Consider the following 15,670-nt stretch of genomic DNA (forward strand, 5'->3'; position numbering starts at 1 on the left):
AAAAGCCTAAAAAAAAAACGATGATTTTCATCATCGTTTTAAACTTAATAAATTAAATTGATAAATTCTTCTTTTGAGACATTTCCAAAATAATGAGTTGTGTCAACATCCTTCAGTGCTGCTTCTAGCTCGCCTTTCTCATAGCGAACACCCTTTAGTTTATTCTCTATGTCATTTACGTCACCAACACCAAAAAAGTCACCATATATTTTACAATTTTCAATGACTCCTCTCTCCACATCTAAGCGGACATCAATTTGCCCGACAGGAAAACGATGTGAATGCTGAAGATTAAACTTTGGTGATTTCCCATAATTCCAATCCCAGTTTTGATAGCGTTCCCTTGAAAGCTGGTGGATTTTCTCCCAATCCTCTTCCGTAAGTACATATTCCGATACTTCTTCCCCTTGAAAGATAAATTTCAACAAAGAGGACCGAAACTCCTCAATATCCACTTTTCCTGATAAAAACTCTGAAATATTAGCGACCCTGCTTCGGACGGACTTAATTCCCTTGGATTCTATTTTATCCTTTTTCACTCTTAATGCAGAGACAATATGGTCCATTTCGGAATTGAAAAGAAGTGTTCCATGGGTGAACATTCTGCCCTTAGTCGAGAATTGAGCATTGCCTGATATTTTCCTGCCTTCAGCTATAATATCATTTCTGCCGCTTAATTCTGCGTTTATCCCCATCTGCTTAAGTGCGGCAATCACTGGCTCTGTGAATTTGCGGAAATTGTGGAAGCTGTCTCCGTCATCCTTCGTAATAAAACTATAATTAAGATTGCCAAGGTCATGATATACGGCTCCTCCGCCAGACAACCTGCGTACTACATGAATGCCATTAATCTCTACATACTCTGTATTTATTTCTTCTATGGAATTTTGGTTTTTCCCAATAATAATGGACGGCTCATTTATGTAAAATAATAAATACGTTTCATTGATATCGAGGTTTTTTAAGGCATACTCTTCAATCGCTAGATTTATACGTGGATCGGTGATACCTTTATTATCGATAAATAACATACTATCCTTCCCCTTCTTATAGTGAAATGGTTTGAAATTCTTCTGCAAGTTTTATTATACCAGTATATTCTGTACTAGCTTCACTGATAAGCTTAGATAAATCTCCGTAATGCGGCAGATGGGTTAAGATTAACTGTTTAACACCTGCTCTGGCAGCCAATCTGCCTGCGTCAACGCTGTTCATATGCCCTGCAGATTTCCCATTTTGATTCTGATAAAAATTACATTCACATAATAAAAGGTCTGCCCCTTTACTAAACTCAATAAATTCTTCTTTAAAGGAACTATCTCCTGTGTATACCATTGACTTTCCATTTGCGTCTATCCTCATTGCATAACACGGCACTGGATGGTCTGTTATTAGAAAGGATACTTGGAAGGGCCCAACCGTTAGAACATCATTAGGCGAATACGCAATTCCCTTTGTGATTTCTTTATAGGTTAACTTTGCAAATTCTTCTTTGTCTAAAGAATGTCCATAGATAGGTAATGCAGGGAAACTCTTTCCTAAAAAGCCTTGTATCAACCGTGCATGCTGCAGAACCCCTATATCTGCAATATGGTCTGTGTGATAGTGGGAAATCAAAACAGCATCCAGCTCTTCTGGCTGAATGATATTTTGTATTTTCGCAAGAATACCGCTGCCACAATCAATTAACAAATTAAATCCTTCATGCTCTAGTATATACCCTGAACTTGCTCCGTTTTTATTAGGATAGCCGCCCCAAAAACCGATTATTGTTAATTTCATACTAAAAACCCCCCTTTTGATAAAAAAAGAAGCTATTTAAAAAACAGCTTCTGAGTTTATTCTGTGACATTTAGATACTCTAATACTCCTTTTACAGCTTCTTCACCTTGATCAATACAATCAGGCAATCCTACACCGCCAAAAGAGGCGCTGGCTAAAAAGACTCCAGGCAGTTCAGATTTAATATGCTTTCTGATGGACTCTAAACGCTTTTTATGTCCTACTGTATATTGCGGCATTGAATCTTTCCAGCGTGAAACAACAGCAAAATCAGGCTGCATACTAATATCCATTGTCCTGCTTAAGTCATCAAGAACAATCTGAATGATTCTATCATCGGAAAGATCTACTATTGTTTCATCACCAGCTCTGCCAACATAACACCGAAGCAGTACCTTTCCTTTTGGTGTAGAATGTTCCCATTTCTTATGAGTCCAAGTACAGGCAGTAATCGAATAATCACCATTTCGTGAGACAACAAAGCCTGTTCCATCTATATCCTTTTTAATAGCCTGTTCAGGAAATGCAAGGGCAACTGTAGCAACAGATGTTGATGGAACTGACTTAAAGGGATCAAAAAATTCATAATCCGAGAACATACTTTGTGTTATTTTATGAGGTGTTGCTGCAACAATACAATCTGCAGCCAATGTTTCACCGTTATTTAGATACAGTTCATATTGTTTATTTACCTTTGTAATTTTATCAACCCGGTGTCCTTTTAATATCGAATGAGGATCAAGTTTCGCTTCAATACTCTCGGCAAACGATTGAAGGCCGGACTTAAAGGTTAAAAATGCACCCTTTTTCTTCTCGTTCGACGCTTGTGTTTTTGGCTTGGCAGGTGTTGTCTTTTTCATTCCTAGAATAAGACTTCGGTGTTTCTGTTCAACCTCATAGAATTGCGGAAAAGTTGACATTAAGCTCATTTGATCGATGTCCCCAGCGTAAATTCCCGATAACAAAGGTTCAATCAGATTCTCAACTACCTCATCCCCTAAGCGTCTGCGAAAAAATTTCCCTAATGATTGATCAACATTAGAGGCTGATCTTGGTAAAATAAAATCCGCCGCTGCTCTAACTTTTCCTGGAACTGAAAATAAACCCGTCGTAATAAACGGTCCAATTTCAGTCGGGATTCCCATAATGGATCCTCCAGGCATTGAATACAGCTTGTCGTTCACTAGAACATAGGATTTTCCTGTTGAGTTTGAAACTAATTGGTCCTCCATCCCTACTTCCTTTGCTAGTCTAATCATGCTCACTTTTCTAGCAAGGAAGGAATCAGGACCCCTTTCAATGGTAAAACCATCTCTTATAACGGTTTGCATTTTGCCTCCGAGACGGTGAGATGCTTCAATAAGTTTGACTTCGAGAGGCAGCTTTTTTTCATTTATAATTTTCTGAAGGTAAAATGCCGCAGTGAGTCCTGCGATTCCGCCTCCAATAATCGCGACCTTCTTTTTTTCTTCCGCCACGGTTTTCACCCTGCTTTCCGTTATTGAATGGCTAATTTTTTTAAGATAACCGTAGACATGGCATCAATTAGATCATCATGTGCATTTGGCATTTCAGGACGATAATAACTTGCGCCCACTTCCTCAGCCGCTATTCTGCACTCATAATCATTGTCGTATAGTACTTCCAAATGCTCACATACAAAACCTACAGGCGCATAAACAAATGCCTTATAAGGATGTTCTTTTGCTAAAGCACGTGTTAAATCTTGAACATCCGGGCCAAGCCAAGGATCAGGTGTATTCCCTGCGCTCTGCCAGCCTATCGCATAGTTGCTAACACCAGCCTGCTTTGCAATTAAATCAGCACTTTCTTGCAGCTGGCTTGGGTATGGATCACCAAATTGCAAGATCTTCTCAGGAAGACTATGCGCTGAAACAATCATCATGGCGTCATCTCGTTCTTCTTGGGGCATTTGTTCATAAATCCCTTTGATCTTCTCAGCCCAGTAATGAATAAATTTTGGTTCATCATACCAGCTATCAATGGAAGTGATTTTTAGACCGCCGAGTTTTTCCGCCTCTTCACTTGCCCGGTTATTATAAGATTTAATGCTAAAAGTTGAAAAATGCGGAGCTAAGACTATACTAACAGCTTCTTGAATTCCATCTGCATGCATTTCCTTAACAGCATCTTCGATAAATGGTTCTATATGCTTCAAGCCAAGATACATTTTAAACTCAATTTCATCCTGGACCCGATTTAAATGCTTTTCTAGTTTTTCAGCCTGCTCAATTGTAATTTTTGCTAGTGGTGATATGCCGCCAATCGCTTCATAGCGGCTCCGTAATTCTTCAATCATTTCTGGAGTAGGCTTTCTTCCGTGCCGTATATGTGTATAATATCGTTCTAAGTCATCTAAATGATATGGGGTACCGTAAGCCATTACAAGTAGTCCCATTTTCTTTTTAGTCATCATCCGCACCTCGTTCTTAAGTCTTGTTGCCCTATCCAAATCATAAGATCTTCTCTCATATAAATGGCCTCAATTAAGGATTAAAGGGCCGCTAATGTTTAGGGCCCTCTTTTTATGCATATTATATTGTGCCAAAAAAACAGCATTCTTACCAATTTTAACACTCGAATAACGTTTTTATTTGCTCATTTTTGCTGCAGAATACTCATGAACAAATGAGGTTAATCTTTTTAAGGTCGCTGGGTTTACTGATGGGAATACACCATGTCCGAGATTAAAGATATAGCCGCCTTGCGCCATTCCTTGATCAAGAATGGCTTTAGCTCTTTCCTCAATCACTTCCCAAGGTGCTAACAAGATTGCTGGGTCAAGATTACCTTGAACGGTTTTATGAATTCCCATTTCTCTTGCTTGTTGAATTGGCAAACGCCAGTCCAAACCAACTACATCTATTGGCAGGTCATTCCATTCCAGTGCAAGATGGCTTGCTCCTACGCCAAACATAATAAGTGGAACATTTTCTTCTTTCAGCTCAGTAAAAATTCTATTCATGACTGGCTTAATAAAATATTGATAGTCTTGTACGTTTAGTGCACCAACCCAAGAATCAAAAATTTGAATTGCTTTAGCTCCGGCCTTAATTTGTGATTTCACATATGTGATGATCATATCAGCAAGCTTTTCCATTAAAGCGAACCATGCTTTTGGTTCAGAGTACATGAATGCTTTCGTTTTATTATAGTTTTTCGAAGGTCCACCTTCGATCATATAACTGGCAAGTGTAAATGGAGCCCCAGAAAATCCGATTAAAGGCACTGATAATTGTTCTTGCGTTAATAATTTAATCGTATCTAAAACGTAAGGCACATCCTCTTCCGGATGAATTTCACCAAGTTTTTCAACATCAGCTAATGAAGTGATTGGGTTGTCGATAACTGGACCAATTCCAGATTTTATTTCAACCTGCATACCAATCGCAGGAAGCGGTGTCATGATATCTTTATATAGAATAGCCGCATCCACATTGTACTGCTCTACTGGAAGACGGGTAACATAAGCACAAAGTTCAGGCTGGTGTGTAATTTCAAATAAAGAATACTTTTCTTTAATCTCTCTATACTCTGGTTGTGACCGTCCAGCTTGACGCATGAACCATACTGGTACATGGTCTGTTTTTTCTCCTCTTGCTGCTTTTAAAAATGTTTCGTTGATTTGCTTCATCATGTAAAAAAATCCACCTTTCAAAAGACCTATCTAATTCTATTTTAATATATGTAGCGTAAAATAAAAAACTTTATGGCGTACACAGCTCTGCCTTCACTATATCGATTATTCCTATTTGTGTATAGCTTACGATGAAAAGTGTCAAAAAAAAGTCGATTTTGCTGCAAAAGAAATGTTGGAAATTTTGTAGATATGGTGTAAATAATATAAAAGCGTACACAATAATCTGTTAAAACATAACAAATAGAGGTGACCATAATGTATACCTATATCACAATAGGAAGCTTCGAATATTTAAAAGGGATAGAATTAAAGTATCCTGCAGAGTCAATGGTAACCATGATCAATGAAAATGGCGCTCTCCTGCTCCATGAGACTAGTAAACCCTCTGTTTTTAAAGAGCCGCGGAAATTTGAAATTTTAAGCTGGTCAGGGACGCTCATAAAGGAAGGGTTTGGTGTCTTGAACTACGTCCCAATCAATGAAGAAAGCAGTCCACTATTTGAACACCAATTTAAGAATCTCCCCAGCTTAGTGAAAACAGAAGAAGGATTTAGGTCCATTCGTGTACTTCGACCATTATCATCAAACTCCTATATAATCCTATCAATATGGGAAGATGAGAGGACCTATGATAAATCGGTTTTGCAGTCTGAGATTAAAAAAAGGTATGAAATTGTTACTCAATCTAACATGTTCACCAGTGCACCTTATGCAAGTAAATATCATATTCCGGCTGAATAACCTCATGTGACCACTTTATTTTGAATCTCATCCTCTTTCGGTCACATGAGCCACTCTTGTGACCACTTTTCCTATTTCCTCCACCTGTTTTGGTCACATGAACCATTCTTGTGACCACTTTTCCTATTTCCTCCACCTGTTTTGGTCACATGAACCATTCTTGTGACCACTTTTCCTATTTCATACACTTTTTTCGGTCACATGAACCATTCTTGTGACCACTTTTCCTATTTCCTCCACCTGTTTTGGTCACATGAACACTCTTGTACCTCTTACCTTTATCCTCCACCTGTTCTTGGTCATATTTAAAAAAAGAATTATTTTAAATCCCCCTCACCACCTATAAGTTTTTTCATATTCTGTATTACATTCGTAAGGGCGAATAACTATATTCGTCCCTTTGGTGAAATGAAAGGGGTGATTAAATATGCTAGTCGAGCTTTCTGCTCTTCATTGGATTTATGTTGTCTTTATCGCTCTTATTATCGGATTTATGGTCAAACGAAGAGACACTACACTCATTTGTATCGTTGGAATATTCCTAATTGCCATTACTGCAACAGGGTCTTTAAGCAGTTCAGTCAGCAGTATTTTTAACAGTTTTATTTATGCCATTACAGAGTTGTTATCAACCATCTTGGTCATTTCTATTATTGTCGCCATGAGTAAAACCTTAACATCCACCGGGATAAACGATGTGATGATTTCACCTTTCACAAAATTAATCCGTAACCCTGCACTAGCGTATTGGACCATCGGGATTTTAATGATGGTTATTTCCTGGTTCTTCTGGCCGTCACCTGCTGTTGCACTACTAGGTGCCGTACTCCTTCCAGTTGCAATACGAGCAGGACTTCCAGCTTTGGGCGTAGCGATGGCAATGAACTTGTTTGGGCACGGTATAGCCCTTTCAGGTGACTTTGTTATTCAGGCAGCACCAAAACTAACTTCGGATGCTGCCGGAATCCCAATCGGTGATGTAATCAGTGCAAGTATCCCTTTAGTCTTTACAATGGGGATCGTAACCACGATTGCAGCCTTTTATTTCTTAAGAAGAGATATGAAAAACGGTGTGCTGCAACCCACTCCATTTATCCCCGTAGATTCAAACGAGGATGCAGCATCAGAGAAAAATCTCCTCACAATTGGTCAAAAGCAATTCTTCGCCATTCTAGTTCCTATTTTATTTGCCATTGACGTTGCCGGTATGTTTATCCTTGATTTGACTGGCGGCGACGCAACTGCTTTAGTCGGGGGAACATCGATATTCATCCTTCTCTTAATCACAATGGTCAGCCATAAAAACAAAGGTCTCGAAAAAACAACCAGCTATTTAATTGAAGGATTTACCTTCGGATTTAAAGTATTTGGGCCTGTTATTCCAATAGCTGCCTTCTTCTATCTAGGTGATGCTGGTTTTGGAAAGATTATCGGTGACTTTTTACCAGATGGCTCCCAAGGAATTGTAAATGACCTTGGTATCGCATTAGCTAATATTGTTCCACTGAGTAAAGTCGTGGGAGCCGTAACGTTAACCACGGTAGGTGCGATTACAGGCTTAGATGGCTCTGGGTTTTCGGGAATATCTCTTGCGGGGTCAGTAGCTGGATTGTTTGCTTTTGCAATTGGGAAAGGTGTTGCCACACTAACTGCTCTTGGTCAAATAGCAGCCATATGGGTAGGTGGAGGAACTTTAGTCCCTTGGGCGTTAATTCCTGCTGCAGCTATCTGTAATGTTGATCCATTTGAGCTAGCAAGGCGAAATCTTCTACCTGTTGCTATTGGTCTTGTAGTCACAACGATTGTAGCAATGTTTTTAATATAAACAAGCTGCTCAAAAAGCACCGTAATTTAAAATCACGGTGTTTTTTGATTTTCTTATCAATATCTAAATTAAAGGACCGACTACGGGATGCGGTACGTATGGTTCCTCTAGTTTTGTTATTTCATCAGGTGTTAACTTTATTGAAAGAGCTGGTACTGCATCTTCGAGATGCGATATTTTTGTTGCCCCAATGATAGGAGCTGTTACAGGTTCTTTTTGAAGCAGCCAAGCAAGAGCAATTTGGGATCTAAGTACTCCACGTTTTTCTGCAATTTCAGCAACCTGTTTTGCAATTAATCTGTCAGTATCAGCAGATGCGTCATATTTAGATTTTTGTACTTGGTCAGTTTCAGACCGATGCGTAGATTCAGACCAATCACGTGTCAATCTTCCTGATGCAAGTGGGCTATAAGGAATTACCCCGATTTTTTCTTCTTTACATAACGGGAGCATTTCACGTTCCTCTTCACGATATAAAAGGTTTAAATGATTTTGCATCGATACAAACTGGGTCCAACCATTTTTTTCAGCGACATGGTTTGCTTTTAGAAACTGCCATGCAAACATAGCAGACGCACCAATGTATCTTACCTTGCCAGCCTTCACAATATCATGCAACGCTTCCATAGTCTCTTCGATAGGAGTGTTATAATCCCAGCGGTGTATTTGGTACAGATCCACATAATCCGTACCGAGTCGTTTAAGGCTCTTATCAATTTCACTCATAATATGCTTTCGAGAAAGACCTTTACCATTTGGACCTTCATGCATAGGGAAATAAACCTTTGTTGCAAGGACAATTTCATCCCGATTGGCAAAATCCTTTAGTGCTCGTCCAACAATTTCTTCGCTTGTTCCATCTGAATATACATTCGCTGTGTCGAAAAAATTAATTCCTAACTCAAGGGCCTTTTTAATAATCGGACGGCTGCTCTCTTCATCCATTACCCAAGGATGAACCCATCGTTCCGCAACACCAAAACCCATGCAACCAAGGCAAAGCCGAGATACGTCCAAACCCGTATTCCCAAGTTTCACATATTCCATTTAAATTTCCCTCGCTTTCCTATACATTAGCGACCCATTATAGAAGTGGGGCAGCCTTGTTGAGTAATTAAATATCAATTTTCCTTGTACCGATCCATTTCACCATTTCAGGATCTCTATGTGAAAAGAACAAACTCTGATTCGTGTCTAACGTAGAGATATTTTCCATATCTTCTTGGCTTAACTCGAAGTCAAAGATATTAAAGTTTTCGATGATTCTTTCCTTACGAACCGATTTTGGAATCGCAACTACTCCTCTTTGTGTCAGCCAACGTAAAATAACCTGTGCTACGGATTTATTGTGCTTTTCAGCAATTGAAACTAACACAGCATTCCGGAAGATATCATTTTTACCTTCTGCAAAAGGTCCCCAAGACTGTATTTGCACATTATTCTCCTTCATGAATTGAGCACTTTCCATTTGTTGATTGAAAGGATGCGTTTCAACCTGGTTAACAGCAGGAATCACTTCATTATAAATGATTAAATCCATCAAGCGGTCAGGATGGAAGTTACTCACACCGATAGCCTTGATTTTACCTTCTCGATACAATTCCTCCATGGCACGCCAAGAACCGTGTACATCACCAAATGGCTGATGAATTAAATACAAGTCCAAATAATCCAATTGCAGTCTTTCCAGTGATTTTGCGAATGCTTTTTTTGTGCCCTCATAACCGGCATCTTGAACCCATAGTTTTGTTGTAATGAACAATTCTTCTCTTGGTACATCACTCCGCTTTATGGCTCTGCCCACTGCTTCTTCGTTTAGATAAGAGGCAGCTGTATCAATCAGACGATAGCCTGCCCTAAGTGCATCGTAAACGGCCTGTTCACATTCTTTTGAATCATTCATTTGAAAAACACCAAAGCCGAGTATAGGCATCTCAACACCATTGTTCAAAATTACTTTTTGCATATAAACTCCTCCTGTTTTCCCTACGATTATGCAATGTAGTTACTATTCCGTGAATTGTACTTTATTATTATGTAACAAATGATAACGCTACTGATATCCAATTCCTATCAAATCATTGCCTAATCCTCTCACCATACTTTCGCAAAACAGTAAGGTTCATTACAATTGAGATATAAGAAAAGAACAAGGAGGTCAATATGTCTGAAAAAATCCATAAATACCAGGCTGAACTTGCCAAACTCATTCAATCTCTCACAGGTCAGGACGGGGGTCACGGGACTGCTATTCCATCTTTATTTTTCTCTCATTTCTCTGATGCTGCCGGACCTTTTTACGGTGTTCATAAACCTTCATTGTGCATCGTCGTTCAAGGTATGAAGGAGGTCCTGCTATCAAAGGAGATCTTTAGATACGGACCTGCCGATTACCTTGTTACGTCCGTTAACTTGCCAATTATTGGGCAAGTAACGGAGGCTTCTTCAGAGGTTCCATATCTGGCTCTGAAAATTGAGTTTACGCCTAATGAAATTTTAGAGGTTTTAGGAGAATTTCAAATTGGTGTGAGTAAAGAAGAAAATACTAAGAGAGGGATGTATGTCAACCTGATAGAGTTACCTCTGTTGGATGCGGTTGCCAGATTTGTACGCTTACTTGACAACACTGAAGATATCCCAATCCTTGCTCCTCTTATCAAAAAGGAAATCATCTATAGGGTTCTACAAGGGCGGCACGGTGCTGCACTGGGGCAAATTGCAGTAGAAGGAAGTTCTGCCTATCAAATCAGTGACGCAATCGAACATATCATGAATAATTATGATAGGGCTATTCGGGTTGAGGAGCTTGCCGAAATGGCGAATATGGGTGTTTCTTCGCTTCATAGACTTTTTAAAGAGGTTACGGCGATGAGCCCTATACAGTTCCAAAAACAACTGAGACTGCAGGAAGCCCGTCATTTGTTATTAACTGAGGCAGCAGGTGCTGCAGATGTTGCATTCCGGGTAGGTTATGAAAGTCCATCACAATTCAGCCGTGAATATTCCCGGTTATTTGGTTTACCACCCAAAGAGGATATAAAACGCCTGAAAGAATCCTATGATCAAAGGATTAACGCATGAAGAAAAAAAGGAGCAGCGGCTTTAGACCACTGCTCCTTGTTATCAGTATCAGAATTACCTTAAGTGGGCTCTATCTTTTCCCTGCTTCTGAACAATTTTCAGAGCGTAATGTGAACCAGCGATATAAATACCCATTATAGATAGGTAATCTAATATAAATTCTGAAGTGGACCCATCAATGGCCCAACCAAATGGATTATATATAGTAAGCTTGGAAACTATCTCTCTCTCAAAAGATGCCTGGACACCATAAACAACAATTAACACAGCTATCACACGCAACGTTATTGTCCGGATAATGCTTGGGTTTGTAATACCAGTCATTTTTCGCGCTGCATTGAGCAGCGTTCCCCAGGACAATCCTATATGTATAGCCATGAAGATAAATCCCCAGTAAGAAGTCAGAACGTGCATCTGTCGTAGAACGATATCATTGTTTATTGGAATAAAAGGGAATATGTCTTGGGATATAGGTACAGAGCTTACCATCACCACAGTCATGGACACAAGAAAAAGCAGATTGACCGCAAAGCTTAGAATACGTCGGACATTGTGCTTTCCCTTAAAAATTGTCTTATACCATCTCCGGTTTAAAATATTGTGGACAAGAAACAATACCAGGAGGAAAACTCCAACCAGTTCATGGATTGCATTTCCAGTTATATGGTAAGCAATTGCGACTAACATGAGAATAGTCATAGAAAAATCGATAACCAGTCTGATTAACATTTTTAGATTCAAAAAGTTCACCTCTTTCGATTTTTTTACAAATTGTTCTAGTTTCTGGTGTAAAGCAGGAAAGCCGTTCAGCTTTTCTCCTTATTAAAATGAATCATAAAAAGTGCCTTCTGGATCATTTCCTCCTTTGACACATCTGCTATTAGCTCATGCTCATCCTTCTGAGCATTCAGATGATTGCCAACCTCTTTTACCTCCCATTCATCAATCGGAATACCCGCGATTTGGGATTCAATATTTACTTCATTAAAGCCAGTATAATTATCTAAATCAAAATCCTTCATATCATCTAGTGTGTTAACGTAATCATCACGTTCCTGATTTGCATGGCAGGAAAAGCATCGACCGATGTCTGCCTCTTCGTTCACTGCCCCGTCTTCTGTAAACTCCTGGTATTGCCAATCGCCGTTACGCATTTCAGACGAGTTTTGTTCAGCCCAACCATTCTGCTTTTCCATCACGAAGATTCGGTCAAGTTCTTCATCCTCATAGATTTCAAGAGTGATAACGGTGCCGCTGGGGATTGGCTCTCCGTTCTTTACAGCCTCGATTGCTTCACGGCTTGTGTACAGCTCTTCGTAAGTATTCCCACGAGTCACAGTCGTGTAGAGTACACCCTTATTGTAGTTTTCAGGGAACTTGACAAGGATAGTTCCAGCCCCAGAGGATGGCTGCTCGGAACTTTCACCTGATGGCTCCTGTTGGGAAACGTGATTTGTATCATTATTGCTGTTGCAAGCAGGAATAATGAAAATCACCATCAATGCAAGTAAATGAAATAATAGCTTTTTCATACTGTTTTCCTCCTCCACGTTGGTTCATTTATTGTCATGTTAAATACCATGCTTTAGTTGGAAAGCCAATCCCAATCATTTTCTCATAAATTAAAAAGCCACTGATATCCAATTCCTCTTGAAAGTTTGCCTATTCCTCTCCTCATGTGGAGCAGGGAACAAATACAACCAAATAACAAAAAAGACGACTCAAAATTCATTACCTGAATTTTTTTAGTCGTCTTTTTGTGTTACAGTAATTTAGTGGTTTAAAAATACAGTAGGTTTTTCAATGCCTTCTTACTCGGCACCTTCTCTTTTTTTCATTTCCGATTATTCTTTAGTTTCTTTTTAAAGAAATTGTATATACATAGCGATATCATCACCCAAATATATCCGAATGCAAAGCCGCCAATGACATCAGTTGGGTAATGGACTTGGAGAATGATTCGACTTGCACCGATTAATAGCAATAACAATGTTACTAAGAAAATGACCATTTTTTTCGCTGTAGAAGACTTCAATTCTTCAATCACTATGTAGGCAATGAAAAAATAGAATACTAATCCTACCATGGCATGCCCACTTGGAAAACTTAAGCTATCCACATGTCCTAGATGCTCAAGCTCTGGTCTTGGACGATCGATGAAGTCTTTTAAGAGTTTATTAACTTCATTACCTATAGCAACAGATAAAGCAATGGCTGCCGCCCCTAAAAAATTTCTCTTTATTAATAATAACCAGGCTAAAACAAGTAATGCCACAATACCAATTCCCTTTTTGTCTCCTAATTCAGTCAGCACAAGAAAAAATGGGTTTAGATTGTCAGGTACATAAGCAAATAAGTCTGCTAGTTTATCATCCAGCCAAAAGGTTTCTTTAGCAGCAACTTTAATTGAGGTATAGATTGCTATGATAATAGCAAATGCTAATATTAAGTATGTATAACTGTTCCCTTTTTTCATCGGTTACATGATCCTCTCTCTTAAGTCAAAACTCTATAAAATTATAAAGAAAACAAACTTAAAAATCTACATAATAGTGTAAAAGTGTTAAAATAGTTTGAAAATACTATTTTATGGTGTTGGGGGAATGTTCATGATCAATCAATTGTTTTCTAAATTAGAAGAATACTATGAAGAAATGGTTTCCATTCGCAGATTTATGCACCAGCATCCAGAGTTATCCTTTCAAGAATATAATACTGCACAGTTTATTCAGACGTTTTATGAAAACCTTGGAATTGAGGTAAAAGGAAAAGTTGGCGGAAATGGCGTAGTGGCAAAAGTGTATGGCAAAAAACCTGGAAAAACAGTAGCATTAAGAGCTGATTTTGATGCCCTGCCTATTCATGACGAAAAGGACGTGCCTTACAAATCATTAGTACCTGGCGTTATGCATGCCTGTGGTCATGATGGCCACACAGCAACGCTTCTGGTCCTTGCAAAGGCTTTAAATGAATTAAAGGATGACCTCGAAGGAAATTATGTCTTTATTCATCAGCATGCAGAGGAGTTTGCTCCAGGCGGGGCCATTTCAATGATTAAGGATGGCTGCTTAGAAGGAGTTGATGCTATATTTGGAACACATTTATGGGCCAGCGAAACGACTGGCACCATACAATATCGGACAGGTCCAATTATGGCAGCGGCTGATCGTTTTGAAATTGACATTCAGGGTAAAGGCGGACATGGTGCACAGCCTCATAAGACGAGGGATGCCATTGTTACAGCTTCCCAGCTAGTTTTAAACCTTCAGCAAATTGTCAGCAGGAAAGTGAATCCAGTACATTCTGCGGTTGTTACGGTTGGCTCATTTACTGCTGAAAATGCCTTTAACGTGATAGCTGATAAAGCAAAGCTGATAGGTACAGTCCGGACCTTTAACGATGAGGTTCGGCAGTTTATTGAAGAAGAAATGGAAAAAATTATTCAAGGCACTTGCCATTTATCTGACAGCTCCTTTACCTTTTTATACGAAAGAGGATATCCAGCAGTGGTCAATCATGCAAAAGAAACTGAATTTCTTATTACTTGTGCAAAGGATGTTCCTGAGGTTCTTACGATTGAAGAATCTGAACTCCAAATGGGCGGAGAAGATTTCGCTTACTATCTAAAGGAAATACCTGGTACCTTCTTTTTCACAGGCGCAAAACCGCCCGGTGCTGACCCTGGATTTCCTCATCACCACCCCAAATTTGATATTGATGAGAACGCGATGCTAATTGCAGCGAAAACACTCGGCACTGCAGCTATTAGAGTACACCAGGCTGAATAAAGAATTTTACCCCTGAACGAAGGTTACAGTTCAGGGGCTTTTGTTAGGATTCTTAATCTGTATGCATTCATTGCAGTCTCGCCTAATTGTTTTAATAAATTGTTATTGGCATATGCACCCACAAATGCACCGATTCCAGGTACTAACTGAAACATCTTTACAAGATCGATGTAATCTCTATATTCTTGTTGAAATTTACGCCAATCCATTTCTACAAGTGTCTGCTTTCTCTCTTCCCAATTCTCAATCTCAGCTAATGTCTCCCTGCGAATATCATCACTTGAAAATGCAAGCTGGAAGATATGCAGTAAAAATAGCCGTTCTTCAAATTCCTTCGTGTTAAATCCATAAATAGCTGCTGCTTCAAAAAGAAATTTCATTTTTATGGAAAGCAGTAATGGGAAATCAGCAAGGCCCAGCAGAATTCCCCCTGCTCCTGTCCCTGCTCCCTCTACCAGAGCCGTTTTTTGAAACACAGCCGTCTTTTTTCTCATTAATTCATCACGTTCTTCTAATGAGAGACCTGCTGCTTGATTTTTATTTGTCGTGAGCTGTGATCCAAATAAAGTGGTTTTGACCATTCCTTTTATACTTTCAGTCATTACTTCATGGACCTTCTCTGGAATGATTTCATTTATTTTCCCTTGAGCCTTTTTTGAGATGCGATTCATCATTCCAGAACGTCTGGTTAATTTCCTTTTCCACTCAACCACTTCACCGTAAACCTTTAACTCATATTCATTCATGCTCCCACTCCCAATCGTTACGAAAATAACCTTAGAAAAGAATATT

15 protein-coding genes are annotated in these 15,670 nt (G+C 39.2%); 4 read left to right on the forward strand and 11 right to left on the reverse strand.

Going from position 1 to position 15,670, the window contains the following annotated elements; translation table 11 throughout:
• Window positions 1–44: 44 nt before the first annotated feature.
• The 5 genes from H0184_RS03215 to hemE all read right to left on the reverse strand — a co-directional run bounded on the left by H0184_RS03215 (window position 45) and on the right by hemE (window position 5,440).
• Window positions 45–1,031 (reverse strand): lipoate--protein ligase, encoded by a 987-nt coding sequence (locus tag H0184_RS03215; protein WP_221820791.1) that lies wholly within the window; start codon window positions 1,029–1,031, stop codon window positions 45–47.
• 16 nt (window positions 1,032–1,047) lie between these two features.
• Window positions 1,048–1,782, reverse strand: a complete 735-nt coding sequence (locus H0184_RS03220; protein WP_221820793.1) for an MBL fold metallo-hydrolase — start codon at window positions 1,780–1,782, stop codon at window positions 1,048–1,050.
• A 56-nt stretch (window positions 1,783–1,838) separates the two neighbouring features.
• The gene (gene hemY / locus H0184_RS03225; RefSeq protein WP_221820796.1) at window positions 1,839–3,260 is read right to left on the reverse strand and encodes a protoporphyrinogen oxidase; all 1,422 of its coding nucleotides are present in this window, start codon (window positions 3,258–3,260) and stop codon (window positions 1,839–1,841) included.
• Between the two features lie 20 nt (window positions 3,261–3,280).
• Window positions 3,281–4,216, reverse strand: coding sequence for a ferrochelatase (hemH, locus tag H0184_RS03230; protein WP_221820799.1), 936 nt, complete (start codon window positions 4,214–4,216; stop codon window positions 3,281–3,283).
• A gap of 177 nt (window positions 4,217–4,393) precedes the next feature.
• Complete coding sequence (gene hemE / locus H0184_RS03235) at window positions 4,394–5,440, reverse strand: uroporphyrinogen decarboxylase (protein ID WP_221820801.1); 1,047 nt, start codon at window positions 5,438–5,440, stop codon at window positions 4,394–4,396.
• 258 nt (window positions 5,441–5,698) lie between these two features.
• Between hemE and H0184_RS03240 the strand changes: the two genes are divergently transcribed.
• Window positions 5,699–6,184 carry an antibiotic biosynthesis monooxygenase family protein gene (locus tag H0184_RS03240; RefSeq protein WP_221820803.1) on the forward strand — a complete coding sequence of 162 codons (486 nt, stop codon included), beginning with the start codon at window positions 5,699–5,701 and terminating at the stop codon, window positions 6,182–6,184.
• A 427-nt stretch (window positions 6,185–6,611) separates the two neighbouring features.
• Entirely contained in the window at window positions 6,612–8,009 is a 1,398-nt protein-coding gene (locus H0184_RS03245) for a hypothetical protein (protein ID WP_221820804.1), read from the forward strand.
• A 63-nt stretch (window positions 8,010–8,072) separates the two neighbouring features.
• Here the strand turns inward: H0184_RS03245 and H0184_RS03250 are convergent, their stop codons facing one another.
• Window positions 8,073–9,056 carry an aldo/keto reductase gene (locus H0184_RS03250; RefSeq protein ID WP_221820806.1) on the reverse strand — a complete coding sequence of 328 codons (984 nt, stop codon included), beginning with the start codon at window positions 9,054–9,056 and terminating at the stop codon, window positions 8,073–8,075.
• A gap of 67 nt (window positions 9,057–9,123) precedes the next feature.
• On the reverse strand, window positions 9,124–9,975 hold the full coding sequence (locus H0184_RS03255) for an aldo/keto reductase (RefSeq protein WP_221820808.1): 852 nt from the start codon (window positions 9,973–9,975) through the stop codon (window positions 9,124–9,126).
• Window positions 9,976–10,172: 197 nt separating this feature from the next.
• Between H0184_RS03255 and H0184_RS03260 the strand changes: the two genes are divergently transcribed.
• Window positions 10,173–11,090, forward strand: a complete 918-nt coding sequence (locus tag H0184_RS03260; RefSeq protein WP_221820810.1) for an AraC family transcriptional regulator — start codon at window positions 10,173–10,175, stop codon at window positions 11,088–11,090.
• A gap of 54 nt (window positions 11,091–11,144) precedes the next feature.
• Here H0184_RS03260 and H0184_RS03265 read toward each other — a convergent pair whose 3' ends face one another.
• The 3 genes from H0184_RS03265 to H0184_RS03275 all read right to left on the reverse strand — a co-directional run bounded on the left by H0184_RS03265 (window position 11,145) and on the right by H0184_RS03275 (window position 13,566).
• The gene (locus H0184_RS03265; protein WP_221820811.1) at window positions 11,145–11,831 is read right to left on the reverse strand and encodes a DUF4405 domain-containing protein; all 687 of its coding nucleotides are present in this window, start codon (window positions 11,829–11,831) and stop codon (window positions 11,145–11,147) included.
• Between the two features lie 65 nt (window positions 11,832–11,896).
• Complete coding sequence (locus H0184_RS03270; protein WP_221820813.1) at window positions 11,897–12,622, reverse strand: cytochrome P460 family protein; 726 nt, start codon at window positions 12,620–12,622, stop codon at window positions 11,897–11,899.
• 302 nt (window positions 12,623–12,924) lie between these two features.
• Complete coding sequence (locus H0184_RS03275) at window positions 12,925–13,566, reverse strand: phosphatase PAP2 family protein (protein ID WP_221820815.1); 642 nt, start codon at window positions 13,564–13,566, stop codon at window positions 12,925–12,927.
• Between the two features lie 133 nt (window positions 13,567–13,699).
• Between H0184_RS03275 and H0184_RS03280 the strand changes: the two genes are divergently transcribed.
• The gene (locus tag H0184_RS03280; RefSeq protein WP_221820817.1) at window positions 13,700–14,878 is read left to right on the forward strand and encodes a M20 family metallopeptidase; all 1,179 of its coding nucleotides are present in this window, start codon (window positions 13,700–13,702) and stop codon (window positions 14,876–14,878) included.
• Window positions 14,879–14,901: 23 nt separating this feature from the next.
• Here H0184_RS03280 and H0184_RS03285 read toward each other — a convergent pair whose 3' ends face one another.
• Window positions 14,902–15,624 (reverse strand): EcsC family protein, encoded by a 723-nt coding sequence (locus tag H0184_RS03285; protein ID WP_221820818.1) that lies wholly within the window; start codon window positions 15,622–15,624, stop codon window positions 14,902–14,904.
• Between the last annotated feature and the right edge of the window lie 46 nt (window positions 15,625–15,670).

Source organism: Neobacillus niacini, assembly GCF_019749295.1.
In the GTDB taxonomy this organism is placed as follows: Bacteria; Bacillota; Bacilli; order Bacillales; family Cytobacillaceae; genus Neobacillus; species Neobacillus niacini_D.